This is a genomic window from Staphylococcus sp. FSL W8-1270 (assembly GCF_038007165.1).
Lineage (GTDB): Bacteria > Bacillota > Bacilli > Staphylococcales > Staphylococcaceae > Staphylococcus > Staphylococcus hominis.
Window position 1 is genome coordinate 1,347,239 of the sequence record NZ_JBBOWQ010000001.1, and the last position, 25,896, is coordinate 1,373,134.

At 30.4% G+C, this 25,896-nt stretch carries 22 protein-coding genes and 1 riboswitch; of the genes, 7 read left to right on the forward strand and 15 right to left on the reverse strand.

Annotated elements, in window-relative coordinates; all coding sequences use genetic code 11:
- Position 1: 1 nt before the first annotated feature.
- The 3 genes from NSU06_RS06860 to NSU06_RS06870 all read right to left on the reverse strand — a co-directional run bounded on the left by NSU06_RS06860 (position 2) and on the right by NSU06_RS06870 (position 4,387).
- Positions 2 to 991 (reverse strand): aspartate-semialdehyde dehydrogenase, encoded by a 990-nt coding sequence (locus NSU06_RS06860; RefSeq protein WP_017174705.1) that lies wholly within the window; start codon positions 989 to 991, stop codon positions 2 to 4.
- Positions 992 to 1,050: 59 nt separating this feature from the next.
- Complete coding sequence (locus tag NSU06_RS06865; protein ID WP_176746863.1) at positions 1,051 to 2,256, reverse strand: aspartate kinase; 1,206 nt, start codon at positions 2,254 to 2,256, stop codon at positions 1,051 to 1,053.
- Between the two features lie 77 nt (positions 2,257 to 2,333).
- Positions 2,334 to 2,509, reverse strand: a riboswitch (Lysine riboswitch).
- A gap of 273 nt (positions 2,510 to 2,782) precedes the next feature.
- Positions 2,783 to 4,387 carry an ABC-F family ATP-binding cassette domain-containing protein gene (locus NSU06_RS06870; protein WP_017174704.1) on the reverse strand — a complete coding sequence of 535 codons (1,605 nt, stop codon included), beginning with the start codon at positions 4,385 to 4,387 and terminating at the stop codon, positions 2,783 to 2,785.
- 148 nt (positions 4,388 to 4,535) lie between these two features.
- Here NSU06_RS06870 and cvfB point away from each other — a divergent pair, with 148 nt between their 5' ends.
- The 6 genes from cvfB to phoU all read left to right on the forward strand — a co-directional run bounded on the left by cvfB (position 4,536) and on the right by phoU (position 10,315).
- Positions 4,536 to 5,432, forward strand: a complete 897-nt coding sequence (gene cvfB / locus NSU06_RS06875) for an RNA-binding virulence regulatory protein CvfB (RefSeq protein ID WP_017174703.1) — start codon at positions 4,536 to 4,538, stop codon at positions 5,430 to 5,432.
- A gap of 235 nt (positions 5,433 to 5,667) precedes the next feature.
- Complete coding sequence (locus NSU06_RS06880; RefSeq protein WP_017174702.1) at positions 5,668 to 6,618, forward strand: PstS family phosphate ABC transporter substrate-binding protein; 951 nt, start codon at positions 5,668 to 5,670, stop codon at positions 6,616 to 6,618.
- Positions 6,619 to 6,805: 187 nt separating this feature from the next.
- Positions 6,806 to 7,732 (forward strand): phosphate ABC transporter permease subunit PstC, encoded by a 927-nt coding sequence (pstC, locus tag NSU06_RS06885; protein WP_017174701.1) that lies wholly within the window; start codon positions 6,806 to 6,808, stop codon positions 7,730 to 7,732.
- Between the two features lies 1 nt (position 7,733).
- Complete coding sequence (pstA, locus tag NSU06_RS06890; protein WP_017174700.1) at positions 7,734 to 8,654, forward strand: phosphate ABC transporter permease PstA; 921 nt, start codon at positions 7,734 to 7,736, stop codon at positions 8,652 to 8,654.
- 77 nt (positions 8,655 to 8,731) lie between these two features.
- Positions 8,732 to 9,658 carry a phosphate ABC transporter ATP-binding protein PstB gene (gene pstB / locus NSU06_RS06895; RefSeq protein ID WP_017174699.1) on the forward strand — a complete coding sequence of 309 codons (927 nt, stop codon included), beginning with the start codon at positions 8,732 to 8,734 and terminating at the stop codon, positions 9,656 to 9,658.
- Between the two features lie 6 nt (positions 9,659 to 9,664).
- Positions 9,665 to 10,315, forward strand: coding sequence for a phosphate signaling complex protein PhoU (gene phoU / locus NSU06_RS06900; RefSeq protein WP_017174698.1), 651 nt, complete (start codon positions 9,665 to 9,667; stop codon positions 10,313 to 10,315).
- Positions 10,316 to 10,414: 99 nt separating this feature from the next.
- Here the strand turns inward: phoU and pepF are convergent, their stop codons facing one another.
- Positions 10,415 to 12,223, reverse strand: a complete 1,809-nt coding sequence (gene pepF / locus NSU06_RS06905; protein ID WP_017174697.1) for an oligoendopeptidase F — start codon at positions 12,221 to 12,223, stop codon at positions 10,415 to 10,417.
- Between the two features lie 167 nt (positions 12,224 to 12,390).
- Here pepF and NSU06_RS06910 point away from each other — a divergent pair, with 167 nt between their 5' ends.
- A complete protein-coding gene (locus tag NSU06_RS06910; protein WP_017174696.1) occupies positions 12,391 to 12,735 on the forward strand; it encodes a membrane protein in 345 nt (114 codons plus the stop codon).
- A gap of 78 nt (positions 12,736 to 12,813) precedes the next feature.
- On the opposite strand, the gene NSU06_RS06915 is transcribed toward NSU06_RS06910, so the two are convergent.
- The 11 genes from NSU06_RS06915 to NSU06_RS06965 form a co-directional block, all read right to left on the reverse strand.
- Positions 12,814 to 13,827, reverse strand: a complete 1,014-nt coding sequence (locus NSU06_RS06915; RefSeq protein WP_070647595.1) for a siderophore ABC transporter substrate-binding protein — start codon at positions 13,825 to 13,827, stop codon at positions 12,814 to 12,816.
- A gap of 1,232 nt (positions 13,828 to 15,059) precedes the next feature.
- Entirely contained in the window at positions 15,060 to 16,319 is a 1,260-nt protein-coding gene (locus NSU06_RS06920) for an aminoacyltransferase (RefSeq protein ID WP_049420528.1), read from the reverse strand.
- An 18-nt stretch (positions 16,320 to 16,337) separates the two neighbouring features.
- Positions 16,338 to 17,600 carry an aminoacyltransferase gene (locus NSU06_RS06925; protein ID WP_048681885.1) on the reverse strand — a complete coding sequence of 421 codons (1,263 nt, stop codon included), beginning with the start codon at positions 17,598 to 17,600 and terminating at the stop codon, positions 16,338 to 16,340.
- A gap of 346 nt (positions 17,601 to 17,946) precedes the next feature.
- The gene (trpA, locus tag NSU06_RS06930) at positions 17,947 to 18,681 is read right to left on the reverse strand and encodes a tryptophan synthase subunit alpha (RefSeq protein WP_049420529.1); all 735 of its coding nucleotides are present in this window, start codon (positions 18,679 to 18,681) and stop codon (positions 17,947 to 17,949) included.
- Entirely contained in the window at positions 18,674 to 19,888 is a 1,215-nt protein-coding gene (trpB, locus tag NSU06_RS06935) for a tryptophan synthase subunit beta (RefSeq protein ID WP_049420530.1), read from the reverse strand. The genes trpA and trpB overlap by 8 nt, the downstream gene beginning before the upstream one ends.
- The gene (locus NSU06_RS06940; RefSeq protein WP_048681664.1) at positions 19,860 to 20,519 is read right to left on the reverse strand and encodes a phosphoribosylanthranilate isomerase; all 660 of its coding nucleotides are present in this window, start codon (positions 20,517 to 20,519) and stop codon (positions 19,860 to 19,862) included. Before NSU06_RS06940 ends, trpB begins: the two co-directional genes overlap by 29 nt.
- The gene (gene trpC, locus NSU06_RS06945; protein WP_017174689.1) at positions 20,516 to 21,295 is read right to left on the reverse strand and encodes an indole-3-glycerol phosphate synthase TrpC; all 780 of its coding nucleotides are present in this window, start codon (positions 21,293 to 21,295) and stop codon (positions 20,516 to 20,518) included. Before trpC ends, NSU06_RS06940 begins: the two co-directional genes overlap by 4 nt.
- A gap of 2 nt (positions 21,296 to 21,297) precedes the next feature.
- A complete protein-coding gene (trpD, locus tag NSU06_RS06950) occupies positions 21,298 to 22,302 on the reverse strand; it encodes an anthranilate phosphoribosyltransferase (RefSeq protein WP_169925290.1) in 1,005 nt (334 codons plus the stop codon).
- Positions 22,247 to 22,876, reverse strand: a complete 630-nt coding sequence (locus NSU06_RS06955; protein WP_017174687.1) for an anthranilate synthase component II — start codon at positions 22,874 to 22,876, stop codon at positions 22,247 to 22,249. Before NSU06_RS06955 ends, trpD begins: the two co-directional genes overlap by 56 nt.
- Positions 22,873 to 24,282, reverse strand: coding sequence for an anthranilate synthase component I (locus NSU06_RS06960; RefSeq protein ID WP_017174686.1), 1,410 nt, complete (start codon positions 24,280 to 24,282; stop codon positions 22,873 to 22,875). The genes NSU06_RS06955 and NSU06_RS06960 overlap by 4 nt, the downstream gene beginning before the upstream one ends.
- Before the next feature lie 487 nt (positions 24,283 to 24,769).
- Positions 24,770 to 25,804, reverse strand: coding sequence for a M42 family metallopeptidase (locus tag NSU06_RS06965; RefSeq protein WP_037541014.1), 1,035 nt, complete (start codon positions 25,802 to 25,804; stop codon positions 24,770 to 24,772).
- Between the last annotated feature and the right edge of the window lie 92 nt (positions 25,805 to 25,896).

Genomic DNA, 25,896 nt, shown 5'->3' on the forward strand with positions numbered 1-25,896 from the left:
ATTATCTAGCTCCTTTTAATTTAATGACTTGTTCTAACACTTGAACTGCATTTAAAGCTGCACCTTTAAGTAGGTTATCTGAAGTACACCAAACATGGAAAGTATTATCAAGTGAGTCATCACGACGAATTCTACCTACAAACACTTCATCTTTACCTGTTGAATTAATAGCTAAAGGATATTCATTATTTTCAGGATTGTCTACTAAAACAACACGATTATCGTTTTCAAATAAATCTTTAATTTCTTGAACTGTTGCCTCTTTATCAAGAGTAACATCAATTTCTACGCTATGACTATCTTGAACAGGTACACGTGCACATGTTGCAGTCACACGTAAGTCAGGTTGTCCTAAAATTTTTCGTGTTTCATCAATCATTTTTTGCTCTTCTTTTGTATATCCATCTTCTAAAAAAACATCAATATGTGGTAAAACATTATTATAAATAGGATGTGGATAAGCTTCTGGAGCTTTACCATTCGCACCTTCAGCTAAGTCTCTCTTACCTTTAACCCCTGAACCCGAAACTGCTTGATATGTTGTATAAGCTACACGTTTTAATCCAAAAGCATCGTATAAAACTTTAAGTGGCACGACCGACTGAATTGTTGAGCAGTTAGGATTAGCAATGATACCACGTTTAAATTCTGGTTGGTTAACTTCTGGTACAATTAAATCCACATCGTTTGTCATACGCCATTGACTTGAATTATCAATAACAATTGCTCCAGCTTTTTCGAAAATAGGGGCAAATTGTTTACTTGTTCCGCCACCTGCACTCATTAGCACGTAATCAAATTTTTCACTTGCTGCTTCTTCTGTAAGTTCTTGAACTGTATATGTTTTCCCTTGAAACTCAATTTCTTTACCTGCTGATCTTGCTGATGAGAATAATACCAACTCATCAAATTGGATATGTTTACGATCAATTGTTTCTAACATTTTTGTTCCGACTAATCCTGTTGCTCCAACTACTGCTAATCTTGTCATAAAAGAATCACTCCATTTAAATATTAATTGAATTTTGAATTACTTATTTTAACTTAAGTTTAAATATCAAAAGCATCGTATAGAACTTCAACCGCTTTATTTCCATTTTCTGCATCAATAACATAAGAAATACTAATTTCAGAAGTTGTTGTTTGATAAAATGGAATATTAGAATTAATTAACGTAATAAATGCTTTTGAAGCTACACCAGACATATCACGCATTCCTGAACCAATTAACGAAATTTTGACGTAAGCTTCATTAATTTTATAATCTAAAGCATCAAATGTTGTAGAAAGTTCCTCTAAGATACTTGAAATTTGTTGTACATCACTATCTTTAATAGAAAAAGATAGTTGTAAACCTTCAACATTTACGATTTGAGAAATCATATCCACATTAACTGAACCTTCATCTAAAGCAGTAAATAATTGAGTTAGAAGGCGATTATCTGGAAGAGGGTAACTAATTGTTACATGCATCATATGTATATCTAATGCAACTCCAGTTACGGCTTTTTTTTCTAATATTTCTGTTCTTGGCATAATCCATGTTCCTTTCACATTTGATAACGTTCTACCTAAATACAAGGGGATATCATAATTTTTAGCAAGTTCTACACTTCTTGTTTCTAACACACCAGCACCTAAAGCACTCATTTCCATCATTTCTTCATAAGACACATAATCTAAACGTTTTGCCTCACTCAAAATTCTTGGATCAGTAGCATAAACGCCATCAACATCAGTGTAAATTTCACAAGGGATTTGATTACTAGCTGCTAATGCAACAGCAGTCGTATCTGAACCACCACGACCAAGTGTAGTTAACTCTAATTCGTCGTTCACTCCTTGGAAACCTGCTACAACTAAAACATCCTTGTCTTTAAATTCCTTATTAAATGTTTCAGGATTAATTTCTGCAATTCGACTTTTTAAATGATGACCTACTGTTTTGATACCTGCTTGATATCCAGTCATAGCTCTAGCACTTACGCCAATATCATTTAATACCATCGACAAATAAGAAACTGTTTGTTGTTCACCAGTTGTTAATAATAGAGCAAGTTCTTCATCTTTTGGAGTTGTTGTAAGATGAGAAACATTTTCCATTAATTGATCTGTTGTTTTGCCCATAGCACTTACGACAACAATAAGTTGTTCACCGTCATCTACACGGCGTTTAAGCATTTCTGCAATATTTTTTATCTTTGTAAAATCGGCGACAGATGAACCACCGAACTTCAAAACACGTCGTTTCAAGATTTTACCTCCTAGAATTTAGGGGCACACGTCATAAAAAAGAGCAAGTTCGGAATGTGCGAACTTGCTCGTAATTTATATACAAGTGATGCACTCCATTATTAAATAATAATGACAAACTCTCAGCTCTTAACCACAAAGTCCAACGAACGCTTACTGCGGTTGCAATTCGTTTCGGCATCGCACCCTTTCTATATTAGCCGTGGCAGACAGTGTTCTAATATATACTAATGATTGATGCGCCTCATCAATTTCTTATTCAATTACTATGTTTTTAATTATACATAAGCACCTTTTAACTGTAAACCGATTATTGTGATTTTTTGAAATAAACTGAAAATTATTGAAGTAATATTACTGTTAAAGAAAAGAGATAGTAATAATAAGTAATTTGTATAAATAATAACAATAATTCGAAAATAATAGTATTTTATAAAAAAAACTGTCGCTAAAGTTCGTTATTTAGCGACAGTGTTATGCATAGTTTAAATTTTAAAAATAGAAGATGCTTTATTAAAATCCTATTATTTTAATTTTGTAACACACCAATTTCTTTTAGATATTCTTCATATGGCAATTCTTTAGATAAACTACCTGGTTGGTTTAAATCAATCACGCGATTAGCGATTGTGTTAATAAATTCAAAGTCATATGAAGTAAAGATAATTGATCCTTTGAATGAAGCTAATCCATCGTTAACAGCTGTAATGCTTTCTAAATCAAGATGGTTCGTTGGCTCATCAAGTAGTAAAACATTGGCACTTGAAAGCATCATTTTACTTAACATACAACGTACTTTCTCTCCACCTGATAATACACTTGCTTTTTTCTTAACTTCTTCACCGCTAAATAGCATACGTCCTAAGAAACCGCGTAAAAATGTTTCAGTTTGTTCATCTTCAGGAGCATATTGACGTAACCATTCAACTAAATTCATATCTACGCCTTCGAAGAAATCAGAATTATCTTTAGGGAAATAGCTTAATGAAGTTGTCACTCCCCATTTAAATGAACCTTCATCTGGTTCCATTTCACCAGCAAGTATTTTTAATAGGGTAGTTTTAGCAATTTCACTATCGCCAATTAAAATAGCTTTATCATTTGGATTCATAGTGAATGAAATATTATCTAAAACTTTTTCACCCTCAATTGTTTTTGAGATACCATCAACTACTAATAAATCATTACCAATTTCTCTTTCTGGGGTGAATTTCACATAAGGATAACGTCTTGAAGATGGTTGAATATCATCAAGTTCAATTTTTTCTAATTGCTTCTTACGACTTGTTGCTTGTTTTGATTTTGACGCATTCGCAGAGAAACGAGCAATGAAGTCTTGTAATTCTTTGATTTTTTCTTCTTTTTTCTTGTTTTGTTCTTGAGCCATTTTTTGAGCAAGTTGACTTGATTGATACCAAAAATCATAGTTACCAACATAGACTTTGATTTTACCAAAATCTAAATCTGCAATATGTGTACATACATTATTTAAGAAATGACGATCATGAGATACTACAATGACAGTATTTTCAAAGTTAATTAAGAAATCTTCTAACCAACTAATGGCAGGAATATCAAGACCATTGGTAGGCTCATCGAGTAATAAAACATCTGGATCTCCAAATAAACTTTGTGCCAATAATACTTTTACTTTTTGATTATTTTCTAACTCTGACATTTGCTTATCATGTAAATCTGGGGTAATACCAAGTCCTGATAGTAGGGAAGCTGCATCTGCTTCGGCATTCCATCCATTCATTTCAGCAAATTCACCTTCTAATTCAGCTGCACGAATGCCATCTTCATCACTGAAGTCAGGTTTCATATAAATTTCGTCTTTTTCTTTCATCACTTCAAATAGACGTTCATGTCCTTTTATAACTACATCTAATACACGTTCATCTTCATAAGCAAAGTGATCTTGTTTTAATACTGCTAAACGTTCATCTTTTCCAAGAGAAACATGACCCGTTTGTGAATCAATTTCTCCAGATAAGATTTTTAAGAAAGTAGATTTACCTGCACCATTCGCACCGATAAGTCCATAACAATTACCTTCAGTAAATTTAATATTTACATCTTCAAATAGTTTACGATCACCAAAACGTAAACTTACATCCGTAACTTGTAACATTCATTTACTCCTTTATTCATCGTTTATCTAACGCAAAAAATTATATCATATAATGTTCCTATATTCGACCTTATATCATTTATGCCAATGATACTTTATAAAACTCATGTTATAATACTTAGAAATAAACTGCTTAAAGGAGACAACTATGGCATTAGACAAAGATATCGTTGGTTCAATTGAATTTCTAGAAGTTCTTGGATTGGAAGGCTCTACTTATTTATTAAAAGGTCCAAATGGTGAACAAGTGAAGTTAAATCAGTCAGAAATCAATGAGGAAGATGAATTCGAAATTGGAGAAGAATACAGTTTCTTCATTTATCCAAACCGTTCAGGTGAATTATTTGCTACTCAAAATATGCCTGACATTACAAAAGATAAATATGATTTTGCAAAAGTATTAAAAACAGATAGAGATGGTGCAAGAGTAGATGTTGGTTTACCAAGAGAGGTGCTTATTCCATGGGAAGATTTACCTAAAGTTAAATCGTTATGGCCTCAATCAGGAGATTATGTATTAGTCACATTAAGAATCGATAGAAATCATCAAATGTTCGCACGTTTAGCTAGTGAAACAATTGTGGAAAAAATGTTTACACCTGTATCTAATGATGATATGCAAAATCAAGTATTAAAAGCAAGACCATATCGTTTATTACGTATCGGGACTTTTTTATTAACTGAGGATGGTTACAAAGTGTTTGTACATGAGTCTGAACGTAAACATGAGCCAAGATTAGGCGAAGCTGTAGAAGTACGTATTATCGGACATAATGAAAAAGGTGAATTGAACGGTTCATTCTTACCCCTCGCACATGAACGTTTAGATGAGGATGGTCAAGTTATCTTTGATTTGTTAGTAGAGTATGATGGAGAACTTCCATTTTGGGATAAATCAAGTCCGGAAGCAATTAAAGAAGTATTTAACATGAGTAAAGGTTCATTTAAACGTGCAATTGGTCATTTATATAAAAGAAAAATTATAAATATTGAAACTGGAAAAATCACATTAACTAAAAAAGGTAAAAGTCTTATTCAAGAATAATGAGTTCATGAAAATCGAGTTTCTTCCATATTATATAGATAGTTCAAAACCATTGAAAGGTAACACTCTCGATGGTTTTTTTTATGGGTTTTATTTATATAAAACATAAGTTTTTTGATAAATTAACAAAATATTTACAATTACTCTATTTTACATTAACAAAAGGTATGTAATATAAGCATTGTAAGAAATACATATAACATTTTGGGTTATCTATAATTAGGAGGATGTTTTAATGAAGAAATGGCAATTAGTTGGTACAACTGTTTTAGGTGCTACTGTTCTTTTAGGCGCATGTGGCGGTGGAAATAGTGGCGGCAGTGGTTCAGGAGATGGAAAAGACCTTAAAGGTTCTGCAAAAGGTGAAGGTTCATCTACTGTTGCTCCAATCGTTGAAAAATTAAATGAAAAATGGTCTAAAGATCATCCAAGCGCAACTATTTCATCTGGTCAAGCAGGTACTGGTGCTGGTTTTGAAAAATTCATCGCTGGTGAAACTGACTTCTCACAAGCTTCTAGACCTATCAAAGATGAAGAAAAACAAAAATTAGAAGACAAAAACATTAAATATAAAGAATTTAAAATTGCACAAGATGGTGTAACTGTTGCTGTTAATAAAGATAATGACTTTGTAAAAGAATTATCTAAAGATCAATTGAAAAAAATCTACAGTGGCGAAGCTAAAACTTGGAAAGATGTAGATTCTAGCTGGCCTAACAAAGAAATCAAAGCTTTCTCTCCAAACTCAAGTCATGGTACTTATGACTTCTGGGAAGAAGAAGTTATGGATAAACAAGATATCAAAGCTCAAAAAAATGGAGATACTAACGTTATCGTTCAATCAGTTGAGAAAAACAAAGAAAGTATTGGTTACTTCGGTTATAACTTCTATAAACAAAATAAAGATAAATTAAAAGAAGTTAAAATTAAAGGTGACGATGGTAAATCTGTAGAACCTACTAAAAAGACTATCCAAGATGGTTCTTATCCTTTAAGTAGACCATTATTCTTATATGTTAAAGAAAAATCATTAGAAGATAATGATGTTATGAGAGAATTCTTGAAATTCACTTTAGATGACAAAGGTAAATCAGCTGAAGATGCTGGATACGTTGCTTCACCAAGCAAAGTTTATAAAGATGAAATTAAAGAATTAGATAAATACAAAAAAGATTCTGACAAATAATAATCATTATTAATATAAAGGGCTGGGAATTAACAACTCATGTAACATTCATTTACATGAGTTGTTCAGGATATATACATGGGTGATTGTTAAAGTGTTTTAAATTAATTTGAACTCATTCGTTACCTGATAATTTCCTGCTCTTTTTTTAAAATCTATTGGGAGAAATAAAAAGAGAGGGTTATATATGGCTTCTAACACTAATGTTAGAGAGATGATAGCTAAAAATAACGCTAAAAAAGGTGGATTTTCTGATAAAATCGTGCCAATTATTTTAGGAATTATTGCTGCCATCTCTATTTTAACAACTATCGGTATATTATTTACATTAATCACTGAAACAATCACATTCTTTACACGTGTTTCAATTACTGAGTTTCTTTTTACTAAAGATTGGAATCCTACAAGTTCTGACCCTAAATATGGTATTTGGGCATTAATTCTTGGTACTTTAAAAATTACTTTCATTGGTACTTTAGTAGCTGTTCCTATCGGATTAGGCGCTGCAATCTACTTAAGTGAATATGCAAGCGATAAAGCAAGACGTATTATTAAACCTATTCTTGAAATCTTAGCTGGCATTCCAACTATCGTATTCGGTTTCTTTGCTTTAACTTTTGTAACACCTTTATTAAGAACATTTATACCTCAACTCGATAGTTTTAACTCTATCAGTCCTGGTATCGTGGTTGGAATAATGATTGTTCCAATTATTACAAGTATGAGTGAAGATGCAATGGCTTCTGTACCTAATAAAATGCGTGAAGGTGCTTTTGGTTTAGGTTCAACTAAATTTGAAGTTGCAACTAAAGTCGTATTACCAGCTGCCGCTTCTGGTGTAATTGCTTCAATTGTACTTGGTATTTCTCGTGCTATTGGTGAAACAATGATCGTATCATTAGCTGCAGGTAGTTCACCGACATCATCTTTAACATTAACAAGTTCTATTCAAACAATGACAGGTTATATTGTTGAAATTGCTACAGGTGATGCGACATTCGGTTCAGATATTTACTATAGTATTTATGCAGTTGGCTTCACATTATTCATTTTCACATTAATTATGAACTTAATTTCATACTGGATTTCTAAGCGTTATAGAGAGGAGTATTAATATGACAGCAACGACTGATCCAAGAACTAAAGGTTTAGTTGACAAAAGTAAAGTCGAAAAAAACCTATCTAGTCGCGATAAAAAAAATAGTCTTAATAAATGGCTATTCTTTGCATGTATTGTATTTGCTTTAATCGTTCTTGCCGCATTACTGATTCAAACACTTGTAAAAGGTGTAGGACATTTAACACCTGAATTCTTTACAAGTTTCTCATCTTCAACACCATCACAAGCTGGGATTAAAGGCGCATTAGCTGGTACATTATGGTTAATGATTACTATCATCCCAATCTCTATTATCTTAGGTGTTGGTACAGCAATTTATCTTGAAGAATACGCACGCGATAATATGTTTACAAGTTTCGTTAAAATTTGTATTTCTAACTTAGCTGGTGTGCCTTCAATTGTATTTGGTTTATTAGGATTAACATTATTTGTACGTGGCGCTGGTATTGAATCATTATCTTTAGGAAATACTGTTATCGCTGCTGCTTTAACAATGTCATTACTTATCTTACCGATTATTATCGTTTCAAGCCAGGAAGCGATTCGTGCCGTACCTAATTCTGTAAGAGAAGCATCTTATGGTCTAGGTGGAAATAAATGGCAAACAATTAGAAAAGTGGTTTTACCCGCTGCTTTACCTGGTATTTTAACGGGATTTATTTTATCACTTTCACGTGCATTAGGTGAAACAGCACCATTAATCTTAATCGGTATTCCAACTATTTTCTTAGCAGTACCATCTGGTTTATTCTCAATGTTTACTGCTTTACCAACTCAAATTTATACTTGGGCTAAAATGCCACAAGCTGAATTCCAAAACGTGGCTTCAGCAGGTATTATCGTATTACTTGTTATCTTATTATTAATGAACGGTTTAGCAATTTTCTTACGTAATAAATTTTCTAGAAAATATTAAGCATTTTATTATTAAAGTTATTTGGGATAGAGAGAAAGATTTCTGCTTTCTCTCTTAAAATAAAAGGAGTTTTATATATGGCAAAAATCAACGTAGATGAAAAGAAAAAGAACATTGAACAACATACAAATGATGTTGTTGATCAACACTCAAATCACACTCATCCAACAAACGACAATCAGTCTCAAAAGACAACAATTGTAACAACTAATAGCGAAAATAAAAAAAATATTAAACCTGACAGTGAAAGAAAAGTAGTTTATTCAACTCAAAATTTAGATTTATGGTATGGTGAAAATCATGCTTTACAAAACATCAATTTAGATATCTTAGAAAATAATGTCACTGCTATTATCGGTCCTTCTGGTTGTGGTAAATCAACGTATATTAAAACATTAAATCGTATGGTTGAATTAGTACCATCAGTTAAAACTGCTGGTAAAATTTTATACAGAGAACAAAATATTTTTGATAACAACTATTCAAAAGAAAAATTAAGAACGAATGTAGGAATGGTATTCCAACAACCAAATCCATTTCCTAAATCAATTTATGATAATATTACTTATGGTCCAAAAATCCATGGTATTAAAGATAAAAAATTACTTGATGAAATTGTTGAAAAGTCATTACGTGGTGCTGCAATTTGGGATGAATTAAAAGACAGATTACATACAAATGCGTATGGATTATCTGGGGGACAACAACAACGTGTTTGTATTGCTAGATGTTTAGCAATTGAACCAGATGTTATTTTAATGGATGAACCTACATCAGCATTAGATCCTATCTCTACTTTAAGAGTTGAAGAACTGGTTCAAGAATTAAAAGAAAATTATTCTATCATTATGGTTACACACAACATGCAACAAGCTGCACGTGTTTCTGATAAAACAGCATTCTTCCTTAATGGTTATGTAAATGAATATGACGATACTGATAAAATCTTCTCTAATCCTTCAGACAAACAAACAGAAGATTATATTTCTGGTCGTTTTGGTTAATGCTTAATGAAAATTATTAGACAAAAATATGAAGGCCAATTGGACGATTTAATTAAAGAACTTCGTCGTCTTGGTCTTCGTGTTTATTCAAATGTTAACAATGCTATTGAATCATTAAGTGAAGATGATAGAAACTTTGCTAGACACGTCATTGAAAAAGATAAAGAAATTAACAAATTTGATTATGACATTAACGAACAAGTAATCATGTTAATTACGAAACAACAACCAATTGCTACTGATTTAAGAATGATGATGGCAGCTTTAAAAATTTCTACTGATTTTGAAAGAATGGGGGATAATGCTGCAAATATCGCTCATATTCGACTAAGAGTAAAAATTACAGATCATTATGTCTTAACACGTTTAAAAACAATGGGTAAACTTGCATTATTAATGTTAGAAGACTTAAATACTGCTGTTAAAAGTGAAGATTTAACATTGATTAAAGAAATTATCGAACGTGATAAAGATATTGATGATTTATACGTGAATATTGTTAACACAACTTATCTAATTGATAATGATCCATTTGTAGCTGGTCAAGCGCATTTAGCTGCACGTAACTTAGAAAGAGTAGGGGATCATGTAAGAAATATAGCAGAAAGTATTTATTATTACTTTACTGGTGAACATTTTGATAAATATGATCGTTAAACTACTTTATAGTTGATAGTTTTATTCAAACTAAAAAAATCAAAGTAAAGGAGTGAGACACGATTCATTTTGAATCGTGTCTCACTCCTTTATAATATATTAATTATGTTCAATTTCATTTGTAAGTGTTTCTACTTCATCTACTAATTCTGAAATATACGCAATAGTAGATTTAAGTGGGGCATTTGTTGTTATATCAACGCCTGCTACTTTTGCAAGTTCAACTGGATTTTTACTTCCTCCAGCTTTTAACGTTTCTAACCATGCATCGACTGCTTTTTGTCCTTCTTTTTTAATTTTTTGAGAGACCACTGTGCCAATAGTTAATCCAGCTGAATACGTATATGAATATAATCCCATATAATAATGTGGTTGTCTCATCCACGTTAATTCCATTCCATCAGTAAGTTCAACCGCATCACCAAAGAATTGTTCATAAACGTTTCTCATTAACTTATTAAGAACGGGTGCTGTTAAAGATTCACCGTTATCAACTTTTTTGTATACTTCTCTTTGATATGCTGCTTCCAGTAAATGCGTGACCATATTATGATAATATGTGCGAGATATAATTGAGCCAATCACCCATCGTTTAAACCGTGCATCATTACTATTACTAAATAAGTAGTTTGCCATCAGCATTTCATTCATTGTAGAAGGTGCTTCTACAAAATACATAGATGCTTCTGAATCTAATAAATGTTGATGTTTTTGTGACAATGTAAAATGACCAGCGTGACCCAATTCATGCGCTAATACGAAAGTTTCTGCCATTTTACCTGTCCATGAAATAAATACATATGAATGCGTAAAATAAGGGCTAGCACAATACGCACCAGTATCTTTACCTTTATTTTGAGCAAAATCAATCCATTGATGATTATAAGCATTATCAACCATTTTAATATAGTCATCGCCTAAAACACCTAAAGCACCGTGAATATATTGTTTTGAGTCTTCTATTGAAATATCTGGTTCATAACTAGGATCAACTGATATTTTTAAATCTTCAAATCGCATTTTATCTAAGTTATGAATTCTTTGCAGTATTTTAGCATATTTTTGCATCACAGGTGCTAAATCACTCATGATGACATCAATTTGTCTATCATACATTTCACGTGTAACTTCTTGTTCTTGTAGTAAATAATCTATAACAGAATCATAGCCTCTTAAATTAGCCTCAATTTTTTCTTGTTGTACATGTTGATTATATGTTGCAGCTGTTGTGTGTTGATATTTACGCAATGCATTACTAAAAGCTTCGAAACTTTTACGTCTAAACTCTGGATCTGAACTGTCTTCATACTCATTTTCAAAAGTTGCATAATCTAAAGGATACATTTCATGATTATGTTCAAACGATTCAAACGCAATATCAAGCATTTTAGTTGTTCCATAGAGTTCATAAGCACTTTGAAAAGTAGGCGACAAACTGGCAAGCACTTCTTCAACTTCTGAAGATAATTGATAAGGTTTACGTTTTATTAATTTTTCTAGATAATGAGGACTATTGAACTGCTCTTTTAGCTCTTTTAATTTATCATCAGAGAGTATCATTATTTCAGATTCAACAAATGATAATAAACTAGATATCTTACCATAAGATGTTGATAGTTTGGCATTTAATGTTTGCGCTAATTCATTTGTAGTATCAACACTTAATCTAAGTTCAGCATAATTACCTAATCGATCAAATTGTATAAGTAAGTCTTCATATTCTTTAAGTGCATCTAGAATAATTTTAGTTTCTGATAAATTATTTTTATATTTTTGATTAAATTGAGCGGATTTCTCTAATACATCATTTAAAGTATTATAAAATGCTTCATCATTCGTAAATAAATCTTCTAAATTCCATTTTTCATTATCTGGAACATGTTTTCTGAGTGGTAAGCCTGTGTTCATTTTATTCACTCCTAAATAGTTATTCTCATATATATTATACATAATATTATTTGTAAACTCAGTTTTAAGCCTTTAGTCTGAGTCATTTTAATAATTAAGAAGGTATAATTATTTATAAAAGTATTGTATATTACATATTATAAAATATAAAAGTTGAGGCGTTTTTTATGACGATATTTGATATGCCAAATTATCTTTGGATCACAATCCTAGCAATGATGGTATTAACTGTCTTTTGTACATTGGTACTGAAAAAATGGTTTTCAGCAGCAGTAATTACCTTCGTTGTTTTAGCAGTATTAGCTTTCTTTATTCCTAATTTTTATAATATAACGTTCCAGCCTTTATTAGGCTATGCCGCTTTTCTTGCCATTATCAGTTTAATGATTAGTTTCCTTTTATGGTATTTTACAAGAGGATGGCGCCGAGAACGTAAAGAAAAGCAATTGGAAAAAGAGATGAAAAAATATGATAACGACGAGTACATGTATCGTCGTCGTGATAGAAGATAAATATAAGGGAGTAGGATAGAATTCATTTTGAATTCGTTATCCCACTCCCATTTATATTTTTAATAGTGTATAAAAGGATTATTTTTTAAAGGCTTTTTCAATTTTGTTTAATTGATGAATAGTTGTTTCAATGCCACCTTCACTAAAATACCAAGCATTAGCTTCAAATTGATAGACTTGGTGATTTTTTATTGCTTTCATATCTTTTATCACTTGATTATTCAAAGCAGAAGGTAACGTTTTGTCATCCGCATTTTTAGTTCGATTAATTACAAACAATTTATCAGGATTAATTTTATTTAAATACTCATTAGTAACTATATTACCAGCTGAATTTGCTTTCATTTTAGGATCAGCGTGGTTAATTCCTAAATCTTTATTTAAGAAGCCTCCAAATCTACCAGTTGGTCCGAAGGCACTAATGCCTTTATCATCAACATTTAAAAGTAATACGGTATCTTTATTAATTACTTTTTTAGCCTCTTTCACTTCTTCACTTAATTTATGATTAAGTGCTTTTGCTTTTTCTTCTTTTTTGAAAATTTTACCAAACAATGTCGTATGTTCTTTAATTGATGAAATATAATTATCATTATCGGGACTAACAAATAAAATCTTAGCATTAGGCGCCGCTTTTTTCATTTCATCTATTGTTTTCGTATGTGCTTGTCTAAATGAAGCAAAGATAACATTAGGTTTTGATTTAGCTAATTCATCATAATTAGGTCTTCCTGGATTGCCTAGATTTGTATATTTACTGTTTTTAAATTCCGAAAGGGAAGAAGGCAAAAATGAAGCACCTTGTCCTTTAGCAATAGAAACTATTTTGTCTTGAAGTCCCATTTGCTGCATAATATCTAACGCGCCATAATCTAGTACTGCTACACGTTTCGGATTAACTGGTACTTTAACTGTTTCTGTTTTATTTTTGCCTCTACTATGTGTATGATTCTTATCCTTAAATTCATATGTATTTTTTACTGTAATGGTATCTTTACTAGATGAAGAATTTGAATTCGATTGCTTATCACATGCTGATAAGATTAAAATAACTGATAAAATTAATAGAATATATTTAAATGATTTTTGCATTTTCTAACCTCCTAGAAAGTATTATAATAGAAAATGATAATCATTATCAATTAAATATTTACATTTTATTATCTTATTTTACCTAAAATATTACATATTCCTTTTATATTGTTGGTGATTTCTTTAACATGTATATTAGACTTAAAATAAGTAGCCTTATTGACTTATTTGATGATTTTAAAAGGGGTATGTTGCTCATAATACTGGAAAGGTATATTTAGTAAAATCGTGTTAATAGACGAGACGATAGTCAAACTTATAAGAATGGATCACTTTTTATGATATTAAAGTCTTTCTTTGAAATAATTGTTATTAGAAATAATGGTTCCAATATCACCGATAATCTTTAAATTGATAAGGTAGAACAAAAGATATAAATTATTTATCTGCAAATTCATATGGTATCTTGCATTATGTAAACTAGCTAAGCATTCAATAATTGATTCATTACTATATTAATTATCAAAATAAATTATGTCACAAATATCGAACACTAAATTCATATTAGTATTTTCTACATTATATATAATACATATAATGTAGTTGATTTTTATCATAACAAATTATAACTAAGTCAATCATTTTAGATAGATCAATGTTAACCAAAGAATGATAACTAAAATATATCATTGAAGTGTCATTAAAATAGAATAGGTCCCCTGATCGTTATATATACAACTTCCTATAATATATATTATGTAAACTAAATTGTCGAAATCTGTATTTTTATATGAATATCTTCAATTTAAGCTTTTTAACAAAATACAGATTATTTAAAGTTTTAATATATACCTTAACTCGTTTACATATGCCCATGCATTCTAATTTTAGTAGTATTTATTTAAAGTTATTTTTTCTACAGTTCGATAATCATTATCTAAAGTATTGAATCATGGATATTGGCATTACGATTCATACAATCGTTCTTAATTATTTCTCAAAATAATCTAAAGCGGAATGATTCCAATTAGATTAGTTATTTAATAATATAATAACTATGTATTTATTATTCAAATTATAAAACACTATAAATTTCATTTATTATAAAATATTAAAAATAAATTTCTTTTGGTGTATCATTGATAAAAATAATTGATATGCTATTATTAATTTGTAGGATGCAACTTGTATTTACAACTTAGAATTTACCTACACTATTTATAATTAGTCTCTATCACTAATTATAAAAAAGCATACTGGCAAGATTGCCAATATGCTTTTTATTCTAATTGTTATTTTTTAATCTTCTTACGTATACGATTCAATGTTTTAAATAGCCAATATTTAGGTTTATTAATTGGTTTATAGAAATCCCCAATTAACTCCTCGATATACACATTAAACCCTCTTTTAAAGCGATAAACACCATAATCTTCACTATTTTCAGTAAAATCACCAGATAAACCATAAAAATTATATCGATCATATCCATGATCAAAGCAATAATTCATCATGAACCAATGCATCATATATGGTCCCATATAATTATTGTATTTTTCTGATGAGCCACCTGAGAAATAGTTTACTTCATAAGCATTTGCAAAGTATACTCCAGAAGCTAAGTTTAAAATTTGTCCATCAGTTTGACGTAATTCACTTGCATGTAAGAGTTCTTTTTGGTCGTGTTCTATTTGTTTATCTAGTTCAGCAATTTTTTTCAGCTGTTTGTCACTTTTATTTTCTTTAGACATCATTTGATCACGACGCGTTTCTTTATCATTTAAAGAGGTTTGCAATGATTTAATATAGTCATCTAAATCAATATATGCTAATGGCACTAATGCTTTATCGCCGTATGTATCTATAAAATTATAAAAATATTCATCTGTTTTTGATACAAAACCAGTACGTACTTCTGTTTCACGATACAAGTCTAAGAAAATGTTTAGTTCATCTCTTTTAAGAAATCTTACTTTTACTCCATAGTTTATCGCTTTATTTATATTTCTTTTACGTTGACTATCAAACTGCTTTTTCAATGATGCAGGTGTTTCACCTTTTAGATAATTTACGCCCATCCATCTCACTTGACTAGAGCGATCGTATTTCGTAGTGAAACCATGATGTTCGTAACCATGTGATTTAAATAAATTAACTAAAGCATCATTTTTTTCATGACCTTCTACCGAATTGATATCTTTATCATAAATTTGATAAATCCAATATGGATCAAGTTTTACATATAAACATTGATGTTGGTGTAGGTATTTTTCTAACTCTCGTAGGTAAAAATCAACAAGACCTAAATCGGAATAATCCATCACTGGTCCACGATTTGAATAGTATACATAACTTCCCATAGTTGGAATTTTTGAGAAAAGACTTGCAGCAATCACTTTATTACTTTCATCTTTTACACCTAATAACACAACTTCAAATCCGTCATTTTCTCTAGTTTTTATATTTTCAGTAACTTGGAAGTAATGACTCTCTAATGATGGATTTTGTACGAAGGTTTCATATTCTTTAACTGTTAACTCTGTAAATTTCATATTCGCACTATTCCCCTCTTAATTCAATCTTTTTTTAATTTTTTTAAGTATTGTATATAGTGAATACATTGGTTTATTTATAGGTTTAACGAAATCACCAACATATTCAATTACATCTGCATTAAATCCCTTTTTAAATTTCACAACACCTGCATCTTCAGCATCATCTGTAAAATGACCACTAATCCCATAAAAATTATAACGGTCAATGTCATGATCAATTGCATAATTAATCATAGTCCATTGAACTGCATAACTTCCAGCGAAGTGTCTATATTTATTTGACGTTCCACCTGCATAATATACAACTTCAAATGGATTAATAAAGAAGAATCCAGCAGATATTGGTAATTCGTTACCGTGTTCTAATTGAAGTTGTGTTGCTTCATCAATTTTTTGCTCATTTGCTTTTAATTGCTGTTCTAAATTTATTTTTTTATTTTGTGCTTTTTTGTTATCTGGTCGTTTTTCAATATCTTTTAGAGCTTTGTTTAAGTCTTTATTTAATGTCTGACGTTCTGCATGAAGTTCTTCAAGATATTCATCAAATTTTATATATGCGAGAGGTACTAATACTCTATCTTTAAAATGATCAAATCGATTATAGTAGAAACTATCCTCTCTATCAGAAAATTCTTTAGTCTCTGATGTATCTTCCATAAATGATCTGAAAATAGGTAATTCTTCTTTAGTAAGAAATCTTACTTTAACACCATTTTTTTGGACTTTTTTAGTATTTCTTTTTCGTAAACTATCCATTCCATTTAATACATCTTTAGCAGTTTTATCCTTTAAATTTAAAACTGAATGGAACCGAATTTGTAATATTGGATCAAATCCTGTTGTAAACCCTTCGTGTTGATATCCTAATTGCTTCATTTTATCAAAGAACCAATCATTCCCAGCATTCCCTGTAATATCACCATCATGATTACGATATTGATAAGGCAAATAAGGGTCTATACGTACGTATAAACAACGTTGCTGTTTTAAATATTTACTTAATTCATTAAAGAAAAAGTGAACGAGCTCTTTGTTTTCATAATCAATGACTGGACCACGATTTGAATAAAAATATTTAAAAATTTTCATAACGGGTACAGCAGTTAGCATACAAGCAGCAATGACTTCATTATCTTTATTTTTAATTCCTACTAAATGAGTTTCAGTTTTCTCGGCAACTTTTAACTCATAATTTTCAGTCATTTGTGTAAAATGGCTATATGGCATTTTTTCAGTAAAATCGCCAAATTCTGTAGCTGTTAAATTTGTAAACTTCATTATCTCTATAACTCCTAATTTAGAATCTTTATTTAATTTGAGTTGACTAATTTTAAAATTTTAGCTTATGTATATGTTGTGAATACGCATCGGTCTAATCTCAATAAGTATACACTAGATAAGGTTAAAACTAAAATATAAACCTGTATATACTTCCAATTAACCTAAATGCTCTTAAATTCTTGGCTTCTTCTATCTTCTCCAAATAATAAGAGCTGAAAAAGAATGATTTTCAGCTCTTAAATTCATATCTAATTTTATTTTAAATCAATTAATACTACATTGCTACTAATTCTTAAGTATTTCATGCTATGAATACTCTAAATAGCTTTTATTTTATACTATGCTAATAGTTATTTAAAATTTGTCTAATCTCCCTTAAGTATTCTCCTGTTTGATTTAAGTCATCATTTTCAAATCTTCGAACGATTTCACTTCCAATAACAACACCATCTACATCTTTTACCAAATCTTTTATATGGTCTGTAGTTCTTATTCCAAATCCTGCTACAACTGGAAGAGCTGTAAAAGATTTAATCATTTTTATCTGGTCTTTAAGCTTTGGATGAAACGTTCCATCTTCTCCTGTAGTAGCATTCATCGTTACAGTATAGATAAATCCTTCAGCATGTTTTGCTATATTTTGTATACGATTTGTATCTGCCGTCATTGCTATTAATGAAATTATTTTTACTACTCTATTATCATTTAAATGTTGTTTTAATTGTTCTATTAATTCAAATGGTAAGTCTGGAATAATTACTCCATAAACACCAATATCATCGCATTTTTTAAAAAAGGCTTTTTCTCCATAACTTAAAATAACATTATAGTATGTCATTAGGACATATTTACAATTAATTTCGTTTTGATGTTTATCTAACTCATCAAATATATAGTCGATTGTTATATTATTTTGAAGTGCTTCATGACCAGCTTTCATAATGATAGGTCCATCAGCTACAGGATCTGAAAATGGAATACCAATTTCTATCATATCTGCTCCACTTTTATCAAGTAATTTTACATTTTCTAAAAATTGTCTATTACCCATGATATAAGGAATAAATAATTTACTCATTTTTATCCTCCTTTCTTTGTTGGATATATTGTTGAATCGTTTCCATATCTTTATCTCCACGTCCAGATATTGTCACTACTAATATATCGTTTTGTTTCATTTGAGGTGCTAATTTTTCTACATAACTTAATGCATGTGCACTTTCTATAGCGGGGATAATACCTTCTATTTTGGTGAAGCGGACAAGTGCTTCCATTGCTTCTTCATCGCTAGCACATTCATAGGTTACTCTTCCAATATCATGATAATATGAATGTTCAGGTCCAATACCTGGGTAATCTAATCCTGCTGAAATAGAATGTGCCAATTCAATTTGTCCATGTTCATCTTGGATTAAATACATTTTTGATCCATGAAGCACACCAGCCTTTCCTTTCCCTATCGCAAGTGCATGTTGATTAGTATCCTTACCTCTGCCAGCTGCCTCCACCCCGTATAATTTTACATTATCTTTGATAAAAGGATAAAATGTTCCTATTGCATTAGAGCCTCCTCCTACACAAGCAACTACTGCATCTGGCAAACGATGTTCTTTCTCTAATATTTGTGATTTTATTTCTTGACCAATTACACTCTGAAAATCTCTAACCATCGTTGGAAAAGGATCCGGCCCTAAAGCTGATCCTAATAAATAATGTGTATCTTCCACGTGACTTACCCAATACTGTAGCGCTTTATTAACTGCGTCAGATAAAGTTCCTTGACCTTCATCCACAGCTTCAACTTTAGCTCCTAATAATTCCATTCTAAATACATTAAGTGGTTGTCTTTTGATGTCTTCTCTTCCCATAAAAACAATCAGTTCCATATCAAATAATGCAGCCACTGTGGCACTTGCAACTCCATGTTGTCCAGCTCCCGTTTCTGCAACAAGTTTATTTTTGTCCATTCGTTTAGCGAGCAATGCTTGACCTATGGCATTATTGATTTTGTGGGCACCAGTATGATTTAAATCTTCTCTTTTTAAATAAATTTTAGCCCCACCTAATGTTTCTGTATATGATTTCGCATAAGTTAAGGGTGTTTCTCTCCCAACATAATCCTTTAAATAATATGCTATCTTTTGTTGGAATTTAGGATCATTTTTTGCTTTTTTATACGCTCTCTTTAATTCAATGATAGCTGGCATTAATGTTTCCGGTACATATTGTCCTCCATACTCACCAAAAAAACCTAGTTCATTTGCTTCCGTTTGTATCTGTTTCATATTCTAAGCTCCCTTTAACGTAATTTATAATTGTTTCCATTTTCAATTTATCCTTGCATTCATTTGTCTCTATACCACTGGATATATCATAGCCTTTATGTGATAAATCCAGCTTTTCAATCTGTTGAATAGCACTTATATTTATTCCTCCTGCAATAAGATAAGGAATGTCTTGGCTTACTGATTCTAATATTTTCCAATTAAACGTTTGACCAGTACCACCAAATTGAATTGAAGGGGTATCAATAATAAATAAATCTACCCATGGCTTATATTGATTCATATCTCTATTCAAGTTTTCTGTAGCCGGCAACGCTTTAATTATCTTAATATTCTTAAAATTTAATTTAACTTTTTGGATTAATTCAATTGTTTCATTACCATGAAATTGAATGCCGTTCACATTGGTTTGTTGCAACAATGTATTTAATTCTTTATATGTAGGATTCACAACAACTATAACTCGATGAATGTGCTTTGCTACAAATTGATTTAAATAGTTAATTTGTTCTATATTTAAATGACGTTTACTTTTTGGATAATGAATAAAACCTATCATATCTATGTCTAAGGAATTGGCTTTTAAAATATCACTTTTTGTTTTAAAACCACAAAATTTTAGTATATTCATTTCTCTTTATTTAGTTTTAATGAAGGTAATAACGATGATATATTATTACTATTCATTAAAGCTCCTCCCACAAGTAATCCGTCTATGCCACTACTTACAATTTTTTTTACATCATTTAAAGTTGTAATACCACTTTCAGAAATATAGTAATAACCTTCTTTTTTCATTTCCAAAATGTCATTAGTATGTTCTACTTTAGTAATAAATGTTTTTAAATCTCTATTATTTATACCAATGATTTTAGGTTTAATTTGATAAGCGCGTTCTAATTCTTCTTTGTTATGAACTTCAACTAAGACTTCTAAGTTTTGAGATATTGCATAATGATATAAAGACTGAAGTGTATCATTGGTTAAAATATTTACTATTAATAAAATAATAGAAGCTCCGGCTCTCTTAGCAAGATCAATTTGAAGCGGATCAATGATAAAATCCTTACATAATACTGGTAAATGTGTGAGTTGTGTTAACGTTTGTAGACGTTCAAAACTTCCTCCAAAATATTTTTCATCGGTTAAAATTGAAATAGCACTTGCTCCATGATTTTCATATTTAGCAATTTGATGCTCTAAGTTAATGTCCTTGAATGCTTTTACAGAAGGACTTTTAGATTTTATTTCTGCAATAATACTCAATGTTGATTCCCTTTTCAAAGTGGTTTCTAGAGCTGACTTATAAGATACATCAACTTTTTTAATATGTTTTATTTTATCTGTATAATACCCATCGTTTAGTAACTGTTTTTTATACTGTACAATCTCATCTAATATTGTCAATTTTATTCCCCTTTCATCAACTGACATTGTTTTAAAGCTTTGCCACTATCAATTAAATCTTTTGCTAAATCAACGCCCTTTTTAATACTATCCACTCTATTTGATATATATAAGGCTAATGCTGCATTCAGCACTACGACATTTCTTTTAGGGGAATGATCTTTTCCACTTAATATGTCAATGGTAATGTTTTTATTTTCTTCAGGTGTGCCACCTTGAAGTTCTATATTATTTGCATGAGCTATGCCATAATCTCGTGCATTTAAAACATAATGTGAAATAGTCCCATCTTCATGTAATTCATATATTTCGTTATCCCCAGATAATGTTGCTTCATCCATTCTATTCGCTCCATGAAGTACGATGCCTCTTCGTCGTCCTAAATCTTTCATAGTTTTAATAATCATGGGTAATTGGGAAGCATCGTAGACCCCCATTACTTGATAATCTAATTTAAAAGGATTGATTAATGGTCCGACAATATTGAAAATAGTTGGTTCATGAATAAGTTTTCTAATAGGTTGAATGTATTTCATAATTGGATAAGATTCCATAGCGCTGATAAATGCTAAATGTGTTTTAGATACTTGTTTGGCTACATTTGCTACTTTCGTAGTAGGAATGTGTAATTGTTGTAATAAATCGGTACTTCCAGAATTAGATGTAATACTTTTATTTCCATGTTTAATGACTGGAACATCTGCGCTTGCTACTACAAATGATACTGTCGTTGAAATATTGAAACTATTTGATTTATCTCCTCCTGTTCCACAAACGCATATACTTCCTTTGTATTCAGGTTGAGTTGAATACATCGTATGAATAAGACTTTTCACTATATAAGTTAATTCTTTTTGTTGTATCGACTTATTTGTGAAAGCTTGTAATAACTTTACTTTATCTTGAGTATGACATTCTGGATTGATGAGATATTGAATAAATTCAGTAGTTTCATGTTGTGAGAGTGTTGCATGACTTTGAATTTGGTTGAGTAATGTTAAGGTCATCATATTTACCTCTTTCCTTTACGATATCGATAAAATTTTTAATTATTTGTTGTCCTTGGTCTGTTGCAAACGACTCGGGATGATATTGAATACCAAAATGTAATCCATTTTTTGTCTCATAAGATTGAATGCAATCTTTTGTCCTTCCAGTAATTATTAATTGTGATGGAAAAGAGATTTCATCACTTATTAATGAATGGTAACGCATTATATTAAATTGATTTGCTAAGTTGTTATATAATTTAGTATGTTGAATAACTGTTAATATATCGACTTTACCGTGCATGACTTTTTCGCCTTGAATAACACGGCCACCGTAATAGCATGTTATTGCTTGTGCACCTAAACATACGCCTAATATCGGTAAAGATTTATACCTTTCAATAATATTCAATAGATGGTTACTATCTAAAGGATGACCAGGTCCTGGAGATATGATGAGACCATCACTTTGGTTAACGTAGTTAAGCACATCTTTATCGTCCGGATATTTAACAATGACATCATCTAATTGACTTACTATATCAACTAAGTTATATGTAAATGAATCATAATTATCAATGATTAAAATCATGGTGTTACCTCCAATAAACTTTTTGCTTTTAATAATGTTTCTTCTAATTCTTTTTCTGGTACTGAATCATAAACCACCCCACACCCTGCTTCGACTTTCACAGTAGTATCATCAATTAACATTGTTCTTATTGCTAAAGCAAAATCTAAATTCTGATTACAATTAATGTAGCCTACACCCCCACTATATAGTCCACGTTTATATGGATATGTCTCATATATACGCCTAATTGCTCTAAGTTTTGGAGCTCCTGAAACAGTTCCTGTAGGTAATAAATTAGCAATTACTGTCATAGGAGATAATTTTTGCTTAATCTCACCTTTTACTTCGCTTACAATATGCATGACATGCTCATATTTTTCAATTTCCATTAATTTTGTAATTTTTGAACTACCGGTTCTACTGACTCTATGTAGATCATTTCTGCCTAAATCAACAAGCATTCGATGTTCGCTTAATTCCTTTTCATCACTCAATAATTGCTCTGCATTTTGTTTATCTTCTTTTATGGTTTTACCTCTTTTAATTGTTCCAGCGATTGGATTCGTAATAACCGTTCCATCTTGTACAGCTACAAAACTCTCTGGAGAACTGCCTATAATAATTTGTGTATTCATATTAATATAGTACATATATGGACTTGGATTACGTCTTTTTAAGTTTTGGTATAATTGATAACTTAATTGCAATGTATTATTTTTAAAATGATGATTGTAGCTATATATTCTAGATGGTACAACTTGAAACATATCGCCTTCTTTTATAAGCTTTTTCAATTGCTTTATAGTATTTATAAATTCATCATCTGATACATTTGGTATGATATTTGAAGGCGTAGGAGGACGAATATAATCATCTGTATAAGCTTTAATTTGAGATAGTTCCTTTATTCTATCTTTTACTCTTTTTTCTAAATCTTTCTGTTCTACTTCTGAAAATTGATTTGTAGCAATAACATATAATTCATCTTTATAATGATCAAATACATATACATCTTCTATCATGTGAAATTCAATATCATTGCTATCCTTAATTTCTTGTATAGATTGCTGTTTTAAAATTGGAAATTCATGTCTTACTAAGTCAAAACTACACGTACCAATAAAGCCAGATACAAATGGTAAATGTTTTAATTTTTCATCTGTAATCTGAATATTAAATTGATTGATATAATCTTTTAAATATTCATAAGACTTTTCAGTAATTTCAACATTTTGTTTTTTTGTTTTTATCTTTAGTAAGTCGTTATTTAACACAACAGAACCATAGCTTTCGAATGCTACAATAGAATATCTACCTTTAATTTGCTTTTGACTGGTACTTTCTAAAATAATCTTATTTTTCTTTAACTTTCCTAAAACTTCGGGTGTAATATTTGCTCTAAGTATTTCATAATATAGTTTCATTAAGCTTTAATCCTTTCTCAAAAAAATATCAGCATCCTTATTTAAAAGGACGCTGACGCGCGGTACCACCTTAATTAACTAAATATTTCGAATTATCAAAATATTTAAAGTTCACTTATTTTTTATTTGATTTTTTATAAGTATAAACCCAATTTCATTATTAGTGATGTTAGTTTTCATCAACCACTAACTTTCTATGATTATCTAGCTAATAATTACTATATTTATACCAAAAAGACACCACGATTACGTTCCATAGATAAGGACGCGTTACCGTGGTGCCACCTTAATTAACATTACATGTTCACTTTACTGTTATTAAATTTAATCTTCTAAGTCCAATTCAAACATATGCTGTGCTAATTTACATCATCCATTAGCTTTCTATTTGCTACATCACATATCTTCTACTCAATTCTCAGAATTATTAAAATATTATTATAATTCAGTATAATACATAAATAAATCTTCCTTGTCAATATTTATTTCAATTTATTGATGACAAGCAATAGGCATATAATAAGTTTTGAGCGGCATGTATAGAATCAATATGTGTTCGTTCCAGTGCATGAGAGGACTCAATACCAGCTCCAAATAATCCATGTTTAATATCTGCTCCTGCTTTTAATGCTGCAGATGCATCTGACGTATAATAAGGATAAATATCTATTTTATACGGAATATGATTAAATTTACATAAGTTTACTAGATGTGTTTTTAATTCTTTATGATAAGGTCCAGACGCATCTTTAGCACAAATAGATACTGTATATTCGTCAGAAGATTGTCCCTCTCCAAGTGCTCCCATATCAAAAGCAATAAATTCTACAATTTTATTAGAAATAGATGCATTCGCTCCATATCCTATTTCCTCATTATTAGAAATATAAAATTGAATAGTATGTGGTAATTTAATTTGTTCATTTTTTATTCTTTCTAATAAATCTAATATCATTGCTACACTTGCTTTATCGTCTAAGTGTCGGGATTTAATAAATCCAGATGATGTTATTTCTGTTCTTGGATCAAAGCTAATAAAATTACCTACTTCTATTCCTAAATCTTCTGTCTCTTTCTTAGAAGACGTTTTTTCGTCTATACGGACTTCCATATGTTCAATATCTCTTGGTATTTTTTCATTTTCGCGATATACATGAACACTTGTTTCATGTAAACATATTGTCCCTGTGTACGTTTCGCCAGAGTCTGTTTCAATCTGACAATATTCTCCTTCAATCGCATTATATTTAAATCCACCAATTAGATCGATTGTTAAACGACCATCTTCTTTAATTTCTTTTACCATTGCACCTAAAGTATCTACATGAGCAGTAATACAACGTTGACGTTCATTATCTTCACCCTCAACTGTGATAATTAATGCACCTTTATTTGTTAATTGAGTTGAATATCCTAAATGTTCTACTTTTTGTTTTACATAACTTATTGCGTTATAAGCATTTCCCGAAGGACTATTAATGTTAGTTAAGTTTTGAATTAATTCTAATATCTTTGATTCCATTCAACTTCCCCCTTTAATACTTTAAATATATTTTAACCTAGATAAATAGTGAACTCTAATGAATAGTATTGTTTAAAATGAATGACTAATTT

What these genes read in the sequence shown, in the direction of transcription:
- NSU06_RS06925 (WP_048681885.1), bottom strand. Translation starts at nt 17,600, where the DNA reads ATGAAGTTTACAAATTTAACAGCTACAGAATTTGGCGATTTTACTGAA.
- phoU (WP_017174698.1), top strand. Translation starts at nt 9,665, where the DNA reads ATGAAAATTATTAGACAAAAATATGAAGGCCAATTGGACGATTTAATT.
- NSU06_RS06880 (WP_017174702.1), top strand. Translation starts at nt 5,668, where the DNA reads ATGAAGAAATGGCAATTAGTTGGTACAACTGTTTTAGGTGCTACTGTT.
- pstB (WP_017174699.1), top strand. Translation starts at nt 8,732, where the DNA reads ATGGCAAAAATCAACGTAGATGAAAAGAAAAAGAACATTGAACAACAT.
- pstA (WP_017174700.1), top strand. Translation starts at nt 7,734, where the DNA reads ATGACAGCAACGACTGATCCAAGAACTAAAGGTTTAGTTGACAAAAGT.
- NSU06_RS06940 (WP_048681664.1), bottom strand. Translation starts at nt 20,519, where the DNA reads ATGAATATACTAAAATTTTGTGGTTTTAAAACAAAAAGTGATATTTTA.
- NSU06_RS06955 (WP_017174687.1), bottom strand. Translation starts at nt 22,876, where the DNA reads ATGATTTTAATCATTGATAATTATGATTCATTTACATATAACTTAGTT.
- NSU06_RS06915 (WP_070647595.1), bottom strand. Translation starts at nt 13,827, where the DNA reads ATGCAAAAATCATTTAAATATATTCTATTAATTTTATCAGTTATTTTA.
- NSU06_RS06910 (WP_017174696.1), top strand. Translation starts at nt 12,391, where the DNA reads ATGACGATATTTGATATGCCAAATTATCTTTGGATCACAATCCTAGCA.
- cvfB (WP_017174703.1), top strand. Translation starts at nt 4,536, where the DNA reads ATGGCATTAGACAAAGATATCGTTGGTTCAATTGAATTTCTAGAAGTT.
- NSU06_RS06860 (WP_017174705.1), bottom strand. Translation starts at nt 991, where the DNA reads ATGACAAGATTAGCAGTAGTTGGAGCAACAGGATTAGTCGGAACAAAA.
- trpD (WP_169925290.1), bottom strand. Translation starts at nt 22,302, where the DNA reads ATGACCTTAACATTACTCAACCAAATTCAAAGTCATGCAACACTCTCA.
- pstC (WP_017174701.1), top strand. Translation starts at nt 6,806, where the DNA reads ATGGCTTCTAACACTAATGTTAGAGAGATGATAGCTAAAAATAACGCT.
- trpA (WP_049420529.1), bottom strand. Translation starts at nt 18,681, where the DNA reads ATGAGTAAATTATTTATTCCTTATATCATGGGTAATAGACAATTTTTA.
- NSU06_RS06965 (WP_037541014.1), bottom strand. Translation starts at nt 25,804, where the DNA reads ATGGAATCAAAGATATTAGAATTAATTCAAAACTTAACTAACATTAAT.
- pepF (WP_017174697.1), bottom strand. Translation starts at nt 12,223, where the DNA reads ATGAACACAGGCTTACCACTCAGAAAACATGTTCCAGATAATGAAAAA.
- trpB (WP_049420530.1), bottom strand. Translation starts at nt 19,888, where the DNA reads ATGAAACAGATACAAACGGAAGCAAATGAACTAGGTTTTTTTGGTGAG.
- NSU06_RS06960 (WP_017174686.1), bottom strand. Translation starts at nt 24,282, where the DNA reads ATGAAACTATATTATGAAATACTTAGAGCAAATATTACACCCGAAGTT.
- NSU06_RS06920 (WP_049420528.1), bottom strand. Translation starts at nt 16,319, where the DNA reads ATGAAATTTACAGAGTTAACAGTTAAAGAATATGAAACCTTCGTACAA.
- NSU06_RS06870 (WP_017174704.1), bottom strand. Translation starts at nt 4,387, where the DNA reads ATGTTACAAGTTACGGATGTAAGTTTACGTTTTGGTGATCGTAAACTA.